8 protein-coding genes are annotated in these 12,922 nt (G+C 68.5%); 6 read left to right on the top strand and 2 right to left on the bottom strand.

What is annotated here, in order from left to right:
* Window positions 1–92 precede the first annotated feature (92 nt).
* The gene (locus PM1_RS19660) at window positions 93–1,502 is read left to right on the top strand and encodes an MFS transporter (protein ID WP_009619045.1); all 1,410 of its coding nucleotides are present in this window, start codon (window positions 93–95) and stop codon (window positions 1,500–1,502) included.
* A 1-nt stretch (window position 1,503) separates the two neighbouring features.
* Here the strand turns inward: PM1_RS19660 and PM1_RS19665 are convergent, their stop codons facing one another.
* Both PM1_RS19665 and PM1_RS19670 read right to left on the bottom strand, forming a co-directional pair.
* The gene (locus PM1_RS19665) at window positions 1,504–2,826 is read right to left on the bottom strand and encodes an APC family permease (RefSeq protein WP_009619043.1); all 1,323 of its coding nucleotides are present in this window, start codon (window positions 2,824–2,826) and stop codon (window positions 1,504–1,506) included.
* 153 nt (window positions 2,827–2,979) lie between these two features.
* Window positions 2,980–3,801 carry a carbon-nitrogen hydrolase family protein gene (locus tag PM1_RS19670; protein WP_009619041.1) on the bottom strand — a complete coding sequence of 274 codons (822 nt, stop codon included), beginning with the start codon at window positions 3,799–3,801 and terminating at the stop codon, window positions 2,980–2,982.
* 193 nt (window positions 3,802–3,994) lie between these two features.
* Here PM1_RS19670 and PM1_RS19675 point away from each other — a divergent pair, with 193 nt between their 5' ends.
* The 5 genes from PM1_RS19675 to PM1_RS19695 all read left to right on the top strand — a co-directional run bounded on the left by PM1_RS19675 (window position 3,995) and on the right by PM1_RS19695 (window position 12,645).
* Window positions 3,995–4,780, top strand: a complete 786-nt coding sequence (locus tag PM1_RS19675; protein ID WP_009619040.1) for a helix-turn-helix transcriptional regulator — start codon at window positions 3,995–3,997, stop codon at window positions 4,778–4,780.
* A 714-nt stretch (window positions 4,781–5,494) separates the two neighbouring features.
* On the top strand, window positions 5,495–6,874 hold the full coding sequence (locus tag PM1_RS19680) for an L-serine ammonia-lyase (protein ID WP_009619037.1): 1,380 nt from the start codon (window positions 5,495–5,497) through the stop codon (window positions 6,872–6,874).
* Between the two features lie 102 nt (window positions 6,875–6,976).
* Window positions 6,977–9,394 (top strand): glucose/quinate/shikimate family membrane-bound PQQ-dependent dehydrogenase, encoded by a 2,418-nt coding sequence (locus PM1_RS19685; protein ID WP_009619035.1) that lies wholly within the window; start codon window positions 6,977–6,979, stop codon window positions 9,392–9,394.
* Between the two features lie 83 nt (window positions 9,395–9,477).
* Window positions 9,478–10,749: a carbohydrate porin gene (locus PM1_RS19690; RefSeq protein ID WP_009619033.1), complete on the top strand. Its 1,272-nt coding sequence runs from the start codon at window positions 9,478–9,480 to the stop codon at window positions 10,747–10,749.
* Between the two features lie 285 nt (window positions 10,750–11,034).
* A complete protein-coding gene (locus PM1_RS19695; protein WP_009619031.1) occupies window positions 11,035–12,645 on the top strand; it encodes an FMN-binding glutamate synthase family protein in 1,611 nt (536 codons plus the stop codon).
* Window positions 12,646–12,922: the final 277 nt, after the last annotated feature.

Genomic DNA, 12,922 nt, shown 5'->3' on the forward strand with positions numbered 1-12,922 from the left:
CCAGTCGCCACCCCGCGCCCTCCCCCGGAGGGCGCGCGCGAGGCCTGCGCGTCGGCGACCAGAACAACAACAACAATAAGCAGGACCCGCCCATGCCCAGCACGCCCTCCTCCGCAGACGCAGCGCTGCACCGCAAGGCCCGCAAGGCCGGCATCGCCTCCTTCATCGGCACCACCATCGAGTGGTACGACTTCTACATCTACGGCCTGGCCGCCGCCCTGGTGTTCGGCAAGGTGTTCTTCCCGCCGGACATGGACCCGGGCCTGGCCACGCTGCTGTCCTTCGTCACCCTCTGGTCCGGCTTCGTCGCCCGCCCGCTGGGCGGCATCATCTTCGGCCACCTGGGCGACCGGATCGGGCGCAAGAACACCCTGGTGATCACCCTGATCATGATGGGCATCGCCACCACCTGCATCGGCCTGCTGCCGGTCTACGCGCAGATCGGCCTGTGGGCGCCCGTCGCCCTGGTGGCATTGCGGGTGATCCAGGGCGTCGCCGTGGGCGGCGAATGGGGCGGCGCCATCCTCATCGCCAGCGAAAGCGCGCCCAAGGGCAAGGGCATCCTCTACGCGGCCTTCGCCCAGCAGGGCTCGCCCACCGGCAACCTGCTGGCGACCCTGGTGTTCTTCGCCCTCAGCGCCCTGCCCATGCCGGACTTCATGCTCTGGGGCTGGCGCATCCCGTTCCTGATCTCCGCGGCGCTGGTGATCGTCGGCATGGTCATCCGCCTGAAGCTGGAAGAGTCCGAGGACATGAAGCGCCTGCTGCAACAGAAGAAGACCGTGAAGCTGCCGCTGGTGGAAGTGCTGCGCGAGCACTGGCTGATCGTGCTGCTCGGCGCCGGGGTGCTGCCGATCATCCACGTCACCTACTTCAAGAGCACCTTCGCCCTGTCCTGGGCCACCAAGACCCTCGGCTACAGCCAGGGCACCTTCCTCAGCATCATCGTCATCGCCCTGGTGGTGCAGTTCTTCAGCCAGCCGTTCGGCGCGCTGCTGGCCTCGCGCATCGACATGCGCAAGGCGGCCTGCCTGATGGTGCTGCCGGAGTTCATCCTGATGCCGGCGATGTTCTTCGCCGTGGAGACCAACGTCTACTGGATAGCCGCCGTGGGCATGTGCCTGGCCACGGTGCCGCACGCGATGTTCTACGGCGCGGTGGGCGGCATCCTCGCCCGCGCCTTCCCGGCGCGGGTGCGCTACACCGGGCTGTCGCTGGCCTACCAGCTGTGCTCGCTGCTGGTGGGCGGCGGCACGCCGGTGCTGGCGCAGTGGATACTCAACAGCACCGGCAGCATCGTCGGCGTGGCCATCGCCTCGGGGCTCTACGCCCTGGTCTCGCTGACCTGCACCCTGGCGCTGCTGCGCATCACCGGCTTCCGGGCCGGCGAGCTGTCCAGCGCCGAACGCGCCGATGCCCGCGAACTGGCCGCGGGCGCCGCGGCGGAGCCCGATGCACCCGAGCGCGGCCGGCCGTTGCCCGCCGGCCCGCACCCGGCCTGAATCAGGCCTCCTCGAAGTGCATCTCCGGCGGCTGCTGACGGAAGCCGCCGGTGAGCACGGCCAGGTACAGCACCCCGGCGGCGAGCCAGGCCAGGCCCAGGTAGATGGCCAGGTGGTCGAGGCTGGCCATCAGCCAGAGGTCGGCGACCAGGCCGATCAGCGGGAAGGCCAGGAACAGCACCGCGCCGCGCAGGCCGCGTTCGCCGCGGGCGATCCAGTAGTGGAAGATCACCGACAGGTTGACCAGGCTGAAGGCCAGGAAGGCGCCGAAGTTGATGAACGAGGTGGAGGTGGTCACGTCCATCTCCAGCGCCAGCAGGGCCACCACGCCGCACAGCACGATGCTGCCCACCGGGGTGCCGAAGCGTTCGCTCAGGGTGCCGAAGAAGGCCTTGGGCAGCACGCCGTCGCGGCCCATGGCGAACAGCAGGCGCGAGGCGCTGGCCTGGGCCGACAGGCCGGAGGTGAACTGGCCGACGATCAGGCCGATGAGGAAGAGGCTGACGAACAGGTCGCCGCCGATGTTGCGGGCGATCTCGTAGGCCGCCGAGTCGGCGTTCTGGAACTCGGTGGACGGGTGTGCGAGCTGCACGAAGTAGCTGGCGGCGATGAAGATGAAGCCGCCGATCAGGGTGATCAGCAGGATGGCGCGCGGGATGTTCTTGCGCGGCTTGTGGGTTTCCTCGGTCAGGGTGCTGACCGCGTCGAAGCCCAGGAACGAATAGCAGGCGATGGCCGCGCCGCTCATGATCAGCGGCAGTTGCACGCCCTCCTTGAAGAAGGGTTCCAGCGACCACAGCGGCTTGCTGGCGTCACCCAGCACGTAGTGCACCGCCAGCAGCACGAAGGCCGCCAGCACCAGGAACTGCACCAGCATCAGCACGCTGTTGACGTTCTTCGCCAGGCGCAGGCCGATGACGTTGATGCCGGTGGTCACCCCGATGAAGGCCAGCACCCACAGCGCCTGGGGCACCGCCGGGAAGGCCGAGTGCAGGTAGGCCGCGCCGATCAGCCAGATGGCCATGGGCAGGAACAGGTAGTCCAGCAGCACGCCCCAGCCAGCGAGGAAGCCCAGCTTGGGGCTGATGGACTTGCGCACGTAGGTGTAGGCCGAGCCGGCCACCGGGAAGGCGGCGGCCATGCGCCCGTAGCTGAGGGCGGTGAAGAGCATCGCCACCGAGGCCACGAGGTAGGCCGCGGGCACCACGCCGCCGGTGGTGTCGGCGAGGATGCCGAAGGTGCCGAGGACGATGATGGGGGTCATGTAGGCGATGCCGAACAGCACCACCGAACCCAGTGAGAGGGTGCGCTTGAGTCGAGCCATTGAGTGCTTACTCCGAGTTGTGTTTGTTATGGCAGAGTCGAAATCGACGCGTGCAAAGGCGGCGCCCCTCACCCGGGAGCCGCCTGGCGGGAGGGACGCTCCCGCCGGTACTTCTTGGCTGGATCGTTGGCGCGGCCCTGCGCCTTCCGGGGCTCAGCCCGGAATCAGCAGCTCGCGCAGGCCGTCGGCGTGCTCGCGCGTCTCGCCTGGCAGCACGAAGCGGCGCTCGGCGATGTAGCTGTAGTCGCGGCGCGCCTGCTGCAGGCGCGCCAGGTCCAGTTCCACGCGCATCCGGCATTCCTCGCGGCCGGCCTCGCAGAGCAGTTGGCCGAAGGGGTCGACCACCGCGCTGCCGCCGGCGAACACCAGGCCGCCGTCGCCTTCGCCGACGCGGTTCACCATCACCGCGTAGGCCTGGTTCTCCATGGCCCGGCCGGTGATCGCGGTGCGGTGGGTGGGGCCGTAGGGGTCCATGTTGCCGTTGGTCACCAGGATCAGCTCGGCGCCCAGTTGGCCGAGGGCGCGGGCGCTTTCCGGGAACTCGATGTCGAAGCAGATCAGGATGCCCACCCGCACGCCCTTGAACAGCGCGGTGGCGTAGCGGTCGCCAGGGGTGAAGATGCCGCGGTCGGAGGCCCACAGGTGGGTCTTGCGGTACTTCAGGGCGATGCCCTCGGGGGTGACCAGCAGCGTGGTGTTGTAGAAGCGGCCGTCGTCGCCGGCCTCGGCGATGCCCACCACCACGGCCACGTCGCGCTCCCGTGCGGCCTGCTGCACGGCGCGCACGCTGGGGCCGTCCAGCGGCTCGGCCAGGCGGGCGACGTTGTCCTCGGTGGGGAAGCCCATCAGCTGTGTCTCGGGGAACACCACCAGGTCGGTATCCGCGGCGCAGGCGCGGATCGCCGCCAGGGTACGCCCGAGGTTGTAGGCGGTGTCGCCGTCGCGGCCGGCCAGTTGGACGAGTTCGACCTTCATTGCAGCTCCTGTCGTTCTTGTGCGGGCTCGTTCGCCGCGCGGGGTGGATCGGCCATCCTGGCGGGAAACATGACCGCCCGGCGCAAAAGGGTCAGAATGCGCGCCGGGCCGGTGCAAGGCATTCACCGAGTATGCAGTTCGCCATCGCGCCCGGGTAATTACGCCCACGTGGTAACCCAACAGGGGTAGAGGCATGAACCTTACGCTGCAGGACATCGCCTGGCACCGCTCGGTCGGGCAACTGATCGAGACGCTGGACAAGCCCAACTTCTGGCTCGCCCTGGTGCGCCTGCTAAACGAGTATGTGCCATTCGACAGCTGGGTGGCGCTGCTCTTCAGCAACGGCCGCCCGCAAGTGTTCGCCGAATGCCCGGGCGAGGACGGCGGCCCCGACCCGCTGTTCCAGGACTACCTCAAGGGCCTGTACCTGCTCGACCCCTTCTACATCGCCAGCCGCGAGGCCCCGGGCAGCGGCCTGCTGCGCCTGGCCGACGTGGCCCCGGAATGCTTCGAGCAGACCGACTACTACCAGCGCTACTTCCGCCTCAACGTGGTGGCCGACGAAGTGCAATTCAACGTGCAGCTCGACGCCGAGCGCACCCTGTGCCTGTCCTTGGGCAGCAAGGGCCGCTTCAGCGCCGAACAGGCCGCCCTGCTCGACCTGCTGCGCCCCTGGGTGGCCGGCCTGATGCGCCAGCGCATGGCCTTCGAACGCGAACTGCTGGAACAGGCCACCCCACCGGCGCCCCGCTGGCAGAGCCGCCTGGAAGAAACCGTGGAACGCCTGGAAACCCCGCTGACGGCCCGCGAGCTGGAAGTGGGCCGGCTGATGCTCAGCGGCTGCTCCAGCAAGGAGATAGCGCGCAAGCTGGCGATTTCGGCGGAGACGGTGAAGGTGCACCGCAAGCACATGTACAGCAAGCTGGGGATCAAGTCGCAGTCGGAGTTGTTTTCGTTGTTTCTGCAGGCGCAGGGGTAAGGGGCGTCGCCGGGCTTCAGTGCATAGGCCGGCGGCGGATAACCGCGAACGGTTATGCGCCCTACTACCTGCCGGCTGACGCTGCGTTATCCACCCACGCCGAACGGCCCCCTCTCCCTTCAGGGAGAGGGCTGGGGAGAGGGCAACAGACGTCACCGACACTCCACTGCCAGCCCCGTACTCCGCTCCCCCACCCTAACCCTCCCCCGCAAGCAGGAGAGGGGACCGTTCGGCGTGAAGCGCAATCACCCAGCTCCCTGAACCCTGTGCAAGGCTCTGGCTTCCGGCGTTCGCGGGAGTGGCGTGGTGGAAGGATAACTCCGGATTCTCCATCCGCTCCGGACAGCCCCCTCTCCCTCCGGGAGAGGGCTGGGGTGAGGGCAATGGACTTCGCCGACACTCCACTGCCAGCCCCGTACTCCGCTCCCCCACTCTAACCCTCCCCCGCAAGCGGGAAAGGGGACCGTTCGGCGTGAAGCGCAATCACCAAGCTCCCTGAAACCCTGTGCAAGGCTCTGGCTTCCGGCGTTCGCGGGAGTGGCGTGGTGGAAGGATAACTCCGGATTCTCCATCCGCTCCGAACAGCCCCCTCTCCCTTCAGGGAGAGGGTTGGGGAGAGGGCGCTCTTGAACCCAACACACCAAAACCACCAACCAGCCCCAATCGACCATCCCCCCAAACAGGTCCATGCTTGAACACAGGAGGACCACAACCATGACCCTCAGCGTCTTCGACATGTTCAAGCCCGGCGTCGGCCCGTCCAGCTCGCACACCGTCGGCCCGATGCGCGCCACCCGCGAGTTCGTCGAGCGCCTGCGCACGGCCGACCAACTGACCCGCGTGGCGCGCGTCGAGGTCAACCTCTACGGCTCGCTCAGCGCCACCGGCAAGGGCCACGCCACCGACCGCGCCTGCCTGATCGGCCTGCTCGGCATCGACCCGACGGACGCCGACCCCGCCGCCCTGGCGCCGCTGGTGGACGCCATCTTCGCCGAACACAGCCTGGCCCTGGACGGCGAGCACGTCATCGACTTCAGCCCCGGCCGCGACCTGGTGTTCCACGACGGCAGCCTGCCGGCCCACCCCAACGGCATGCGCCTGCGCGCCCTGGACGCCGCCGGCCACGTGCTGGCCGAGCGCACCTGCTACTCGGTGGGCGGCGGCTTCGTGGTCGACGAGGCCGACTTCAACACCGACCGCGCCCTGCCCGACAACCCCATGCCCTATCCCTTCCACAGCGCCGAGGAACTGCTGCGGCTGTGCCATGCCCACGGCTTCCGGCGCATCAGCGACCTGATGTGGGCCAACGAGCTGAGCCTGCGCAGCGAAGAACAGATCCACGCAGGCCTTGCACACATCTGGGCGGAAATGCAGGCCTGCGTGCGCCGCGGCCTGGAGACCGAGGGCACCCTGCCCGGCGGCCTCAGGGTGCGCCGCCGCGCGCCCATGCTCTACCGCCGCCTGAACGAGGCCGGCAGCGGCAACCTGATCGCCAGCACCCTGGGCGCCATGGACTGGGTGGACCTCTGGGCCCTGGCGGTGAACGAGGAAAACGCCGCCGGCGGCCGCGTGGTGACGGCCCCCACCAACGGCGCGGCCGGTATAGTCCCGGCGGTGCTGCACTACTACGCCCACTACCAGGCCGACGCGCCCATGGACGCCATCGAGCGCTACCTGCTGACCGCCGCCGCCGTCGGCATCCTGTGCAAGCTCAACGCCTCCATCTCCGGCGCCGAGGTGGGCTGCCAGGGCGAGGTCGGCTCGGCCTGCGCCATGGCCGCGGCGGGCCTGGCCGAAGTGCTGGGCGGCAGCCTGGAACAGGTGGAGAACGCCGCCGAAATCGGCCTGGAACACAACCTCGGGCTGACCTGCGACCCGGTCGCAGGACTCGTCCAGGTGCCCTGCATCGAGCGCAACGCCATGGCCTCGCTCAAGGCCATCAACGCCGCCCAGCTGGCCCTGCGCGGCGACGGCCAGCACCTGGTGTCGCTGGACAAGGCCATCGACACCCTGCGCGAAACCGGCCGCGACATGATGGACAAGTACAAGGAGACCTCGAAGGGCGGCCTGGCGGTGAACGTGATCGCCTGCTGAGCACGACCGCCCGGTCGGAAATCGGACAAAACACCATTAACCATCTAGTTAATTAGCTTGCTAAGGGTATAATTCGCACTCCCACACTGCGAGATTCCCGGCATGAGACAAGCACAGCGCGCCTCTGGCGCCAGCACCTTCATTCTGGTCGGCCTGGGGGTGGTCATCGCCCTCCTCGGCCTCGCCCTGGCCGCCGGCGGCGCCCGCCTGGCCAGCCTGGGCGGTTCCTGGTACTTCCTCATCGGCGGCCTGGCCATGGCCCTGTCCGGCGCCTTGCTGGCGCTGCGCAAGCCGGCCGGCGCCTGGCTGTTCGCCGCCTTCCTGGCAGGCACCGCCCTCTGGGCCCTGGCCGATACGGGGCTGGCTTTCTGGCCGCTGTTCTCGCGGCTGTTCATGTTCGGCGCCATCGGTCTGGCGGTGGCGCTGGTCTACCCCATGCTGGTGCGCGCCTCCGGCGGCGTCGCCGGGCGCGGCGCCTATGGCGTGGCCGCGGTGCTCGCCGTGCTGCTGGCGGTGGCCGCCGGCAACATGTTCGTCGCCCACCCCAGCGTCGCCCCCACAGGCGACGGCCCGGGGCTGACGCCGGTGGACCCGGCCCACGCGCAGAAGGACTGGGCCCACTACGGCAACACCGAGGGCGGCAGCCGCTTCGCCGCGCTGGACCAGATCAACCGCGGCAACGTCGACAAGCTCAAGGTGGCCTGGACCTACCACACCGGTGACGTGGCCGAGAGCGACGGCAACGGCGCCGAGGACCAGCTCACCCCGCTGCAGGTCGGCGACAAGGTGTTCATCTGCACCCCACACAACGACCTGATCGCGCTGGACGCCGACACCGGCAAGCAGCTGTGGAAGAACCAGATCAACGCGCAATCCAAGGTCTGGCAGCGCTGCCGCGGCCTGGCCTACTTCGACGCGACCAAGGCCGTCGTCCAACCCACCCAGCCCAACAGCACGCCGGTCACCGTCGTCAGCGTGCCGGCCGGCGCCAATTGCCAGCGCCGTCTGCTGACCAACACCATCGACGCCCGCCTGATTGCCGTGGACGCCGACACCGGCGCCTTCTGCCAGGGCTTCGGCAACGACGGCCAGGTGGACCTCAAGGCCGGCCTGGGCGACGTGCCCGACTCCTACTACCAGCTCAGCTCCGCGCCGCTGATGGCCGGTACCACAGTGGTGGTCGGCGGCCGTGTGGCGGACAACGTCCAGACCGACATGCCCGGCGGCGTGATCCGCGGCTTCGACGTCATCAGCGGGCAGATGCGCTGGGCCTTCGACCCGGGCAACCCGCAGGACAAGCAGGCCCCGGCGCCGGGCAGCACCTACGTGCGCAGCACCCCCAACAGCTGGGCGCCGATGTCCTACGACGCGGCGATGAACACCGTGTTCCTGCCCATGGGCAGCTCCTCCACCGACATCTACGGCGTGGAGCGCACCAAGCTCGACCACACCTACGGCGCCTCGATCCTCGCCGTGGACGCCACCACCGGCGCCGAGAAGTGGGTGTTCCAGACCGTGCACAACGACCTCTGGGACTTCGACCTGCCCATGCAGCCGAGCCTGGTGGACTTCCCCGTAGCCGACGGCAAGAGCGTGCCGGCCGTGGTGATCGGCACCAAGGCCGGGCAGATCTACGTGCTCGACCGCGCCACCGGCAAGCCGCTGACCCAGGTCGACGAAGTGCCGGTGAAAGCCGCCAACATCCCCAACGAGCCCTACTCGCCGACGCAGCCGAAGTCGGTGGGCATGCCGCAGATAGGCGCGCAGACCCTCACCGAGTCGGACATGTGGGGCGCCACGCCTTATGACCAGCTGCTGTGCCGCATCGACTTCAAGAAGATGCGCTACGACGGCCTCTACACCGCGCCGGGCACCGACCTCTCGCTGAGCTTCCCCGGCTCCCTGGGCGGCATGAACTGGGGCAGCATCTCCACCGACCCGGTGCACGGCTTCATCTTCGTCAACGATATGCGCCTGGGCCTGTGGGTGCAGATGGTCCCCTCGGCCAACAAGGGCCAGGCCGCTTCCGGCGGCGAGGCGCTGAACACCGGCATGGGCGCGGTGCCGCTCAAGGGCACGCCCTACGCGGTGAACAAGAACCGCTTCCTCTCGGTGGCCGGCATCCCCTGCCAGGCGCCGCCCTTCGGCACCCTCAGCGCCATCGACCTGAAGACCCGCAAGGTCGCCTGGCAGGTGCCGGTGGGCACGGTCGAGGACACCGGCCCGCTGGGCATCCGCATGCACCTGCCGATCCCCATCGGCCTGCCGACCCTCGGCGGCACCCTGTCCACCCAGGGCGGCCTGGTGTTCATCGCCGGCACCCAGGACTTCTACCTGCGCGCCTACGACAGCGGCAACGGCAAGGAAATCTGGAAGGCCCGCCTGCCCGTGGGCAGCCAGGGCGGCCCGATGACCTACGTCTCGCCGAAGACCGGCAAGCAGTACATCGTGGTCACCGCCGGCGGCGCCCGCCAGTCGCCGGACCGCGGCGACTACGTGATGGCCTACGCCCTGCCCTGAACCACGCGCCCGCCACTCCGGCGGGCGCCTTCTTCCGGCGCGGCCCAGGGCCGCGTCTCCCCTCATCCGGTAAGTGTCCCGTCATGCGATTCCCCTCCACCTCCCTGCGCCTGCTGCTGGGCGCCGCCTGCCTCACCCCGTCCCTGGCCCTGGCCGACGACCCGCTCGAACGCTCGACGCTGAGCGGCGACTGGGGCGGCCTGCGCCACGAACTGGACGACCAGGGCATCCGCTTCACCGGCGAATACAGCGGCGAGACTGTGTACAACGCCGACGGCGGCCTCAAGCGCTCGGCGCGCTACTCGCAGAACCTCAAGCTCGGCGTGCGCTTCGACCTGGGCAAGCTGTACGGCCTGGACAACGGCGGCCTGGTGCAACTGACCGTGAACGACCGCCGCGGCAACGACGGCTCCGGCGACCTGGTCGGCAACCGCCTGCCGGTGCAGGAAAACTACGGCGGCCTCTACACCCGCCTCACCGAACTGAGCTACGAGCGCAGCCTGTTCACCCCGGCGCTGGACGTGAAGCTCGGCTACATGGCCATGGGCAACGACCTCGGCGGCCTGGACAGCGGCATCCTCTGCAACTTCATGAATGCCGGCTTCTGCGGCCATCCGCTGAACATGTCCGGCGGCAGCGGCTGGAGCAACTACCCCAACGCCCACCTGGGCGTGCGCCTGAAATACAGCTTCTCGCCGGCCTGGCAGTTGCGCGTGGCGGCCTTCGACGTCGACCCCGAGAGCAACGGCAACTCCAGCCGCGCCTGGCACCTCACGCCCAAGCACAGCACCGGCACCGTGGTGCCCATCGAACTGGTCTACAAGCGCCTCGACGAGCTGCCCGGCGAATACAAGCTGGGCTGGTACTACGACAGCTCCGACGCCCAGCGCATCGGCAGCGACGAGAAGGTCGCCGGGCGCGGCGGCCACTATCTGCTCGCCGACCAGGCCGTGTGGCACGCGCAGCATCGCCCGGGGCAGAGCCTGCACCTCTTCGGCCAGGCCTCGGTGGCCAGCTTGGCGGCCTCGCCCTTCACCAGGTGGTACAGCGCAGGCGTGGTGCTCTACCAGCCCTTCGCCAGCCGCCCGCGCGACACCCTCGCCCTGGGCTTCGGCCGCGCCGTGCCCAACCCGCGCAGCCGCGAAGTGCAGGAAGACAACGCCCTGGCCAACGGCCAAGCCTACCCCGAGCTGGACAACGCCGAGCGCCTGGTCGAACTGAGCTACGGCTTCCAGGCCACGCCCTGGCTGCTGCTGCGCCCGGACATGCAATACGTGATCGAACCGGGCGCCTTCTCCGGGCAGAGCATCGACAACGCCCTGGTCTTCGGCCTGCAGGTCAAGGCCACGCTCTGATCCGCAGCGCCGGCCGCCAGCGAACGGCGGCCGGCGCGCCAATATTGCAGTTCGCGCCACAAGCTTTCTCAGCGACGGAAAATATCGTTAGCTTGCTTTCTTTTTTCCTCGCTTCGGGCTAAGTTCGGCCTCGCTAGCCTTCCACAGCATAAGAATCCGCCCGCAACGCCCAGCCCATTGACCTCCGCCCGAGCGCAGCGGCGCAACGCCTGCCATGCTCAATGGCGGTCCGCTGTGCCATGCCGGCAGCCCACCCCGTGATCAAGCCCGACGACTGGAGATTCCATGAACCTGTCGCTGCTAAGCCGTTACGCCTTCTTCGCCGCCTGTGTGCTCTTCACCCTGTTCAGCCTGCCCTTCCTCGGGCACGACTGGGTCTGGCCCTTCACCCTGGTGACCCTCGCCCTCAGCCTGCTGGGCGTGTTCGACCTGCTGCAGGCGCCCCACGCCGTAAGGCGCAACTACCCCATCCTCGGCAACATCCGCTACCTGGTCGAAGGCATCCGCCCGGAAATCCGCCAGTACCTGCTCGAAGGCGACCGCGAGGCCCTGCCCTTCTCCCGCGCCCAGCGCGGCCTGGTGTACGCCCGCGCCAAGCAGGAAACCGCCGACAAGCCGTTCGGCACCCTCATCGACGTCTACGAGTCCGGCTTCGAATTCATCGCCCACTCCATCCGCCCGGCGCCGCTGGCCGACCCCAGCACCTTCCGCGTGATGGTCGGCGGGCCGGAGTGCAAGCAGCCCTACTCCATCTCGGTGTTCAACATCTCCGCCATGAGCTTCGGCGCCCTCAGCGCCAACGCCATCCGCGCGCTGAACAAGGGCGCGCGCATGGGCAACTTCATCCACGACACCGGCGAAGGCAGCATCAGCCCCTACCACCGCGAGTACGGCGGCGACCTGACCTGGGAACTGGGCAGCGGCTACTTCGGCTGCCGCGGCGACGACGGCCGCTTCGACGCCGAGCGCTTCGCCGCCCAGGCCGCCAGCCCGCAGGTGAAGATGATCGAAATCAAGCTCAGCCAGGGCGCCAAGCCCGGCCACGGCGGCATCCTGCCGAAAGAGAAGCTCACCGCCGAAATCGCCGCCACCCGCGGCGTGCCCATGGGCCAGGACTGCGTGTCGCCCTCCAGCCACAGCGAATTCAGCACGCCCAAGGAACTGCTCGACTTCATCGTCCGCCTGCGCGAACTCTCCGGCGGCAAGCCGGTGGGCTTCAAGCTGTGCATCGGCCACCCCTGGGAATTCATGGGCATCGCCAAGGCCATGCACGAAACCGGCATCCTCCCCGACTTCATCGTGGTCGACGGCAAGGAAGGCGGCACCGGCGCCGCCCCGGTGGAATTCGTCGACCACATGGGCCTGCCGATGCGCGAAGGCCTGCTGTTCGTGCACAACACCCTGGTCGGTCTGAACCTGCGCGACAAGATCCGCATCGGCGCCAGCGGCAAGGTGGTCAGCGCCTTCGACATCGCCAGCGTACTGGCCATGGGCGCCGACTGGGCCAACTCCGCCCGCGGCTTCATGTTCGCCATCGGCTGCATCCAGAGCCAGAGCTGCCACACCAACAAATGCCCCACCGGCGTGGCCACCCAGGACCCACTGCGCCAACGCGCCCTGGTAGTGCCGGACAAGGCCGAACGCGTCTACAACTTCCACCGCAACACCCTGAAAGCCCTGGCCGAAATGCTCGCCGCCGCCGGCCTGCGCCACCCCTCGGAAGTGGAAGCCAAGCACCTGGTGCGCCGCGTGTCCTCCAGCGAAATCCGCCTGTTCGCCCACCTGCACTACTTCCTCAAGCCGGGCGAACTGCTCAGCGGCAATATCGAAGGGGAGTTCTACGAGCGCATGTGGCGCATGGCGCGCAGTGACAGCTTCGAGGCCAATGGGGCCTGATCCTGAGGAGATCGGCAGAGCGAACAGGTCGGTGGCCGGTAGCTATTGGCCAGGAGCAGATTGCCTATCCAAAATTCTCGCCCCAGCCGCCGCCCTGTTCCGTCCGATTGACAGCCCCGCGGCAACTCCCTAACGTTGCCTCGCCGCCCAACCTGGGCGGTACGGGATTGGCGTCCCGTACTCGGTAGGCGCAGGAGGACTTTGTCCTGCGTCTAGCACGGCTGCACCCGCGTTATGGGAGGGCCGTGTGGGGCATCTTCGGATGCGCCGGTCCGAG

It is taken from the genome of Pseudomonas sp. M1, from assembly GCF_022760135.1.
In the GTDB taxonomy this organism is placed as follows: Bacteria; Pseudomonadota; Gammaproteobacteria; order Pseudomonadales; family Pseudomonadaceae; genus Pseudomonas; species Pseudomonas citronellolis.

Bases quoted from the DNA above. Each gene is read 5' to 3' on its own strand.
- PM1_RS19685 (WP_009619035.1), top strand. From the start codon at position 6,977: ATGAGACAAGCACAGCGCGCCTCTGGCGCCAGCACCTTCATTCTGGTC.
- PM1_RS19660 (WP_009619045.1), top strand. From the start codon at position 93: ATGCCCAGCACGCCCTCCTCCGCAGACGCAGCGCTGCACCGCAAGGCC.
- PM1_RS19695 (WP_009619031.1), top strand. From the start codon at position 11,035: ATGAACCTGTCGCTGCTAAGCCGTTACGCCTTCTTCGCCGCCTGTGTG.
- PM1_RS19665 (WP_009619043.1), bottom strand. From the start codon at position 2,826: ATGGCTCGACTCAAGCGCACCCTCTCACTGGGTTCGGTGGTGCTGTTC.
- PM1_RS19680 (WP_009619037.1), top strand. From the start codon at position 5,495: ATGACCCTCAGCGTCTTCGACATGTTCAAGCCCGGCGTCGGCCCGTCC.
- PM1_RS19675 (WP_009619040.1), top strand. From the start codon at position 3,995: ATGAACCTTACGCTGCAGGACATCGCCTGGCACCGCTCGGTCGGGCAA.
- PM1_RS19690 (WP_009619033.1), top strand. From the start codon at position 9,478: ATGCGATTCCCCTCCACCTCCCTGCGCCTGCTGCTGGGCGCCGCCTGC.
- PM1_RS19670 (WP_009619041.1), bottom strand. From the start codon at position 3,801: ATGAAGGTCGAACTCGTCCAACTGGCCGGCCGCGACGGCGACACCGCC.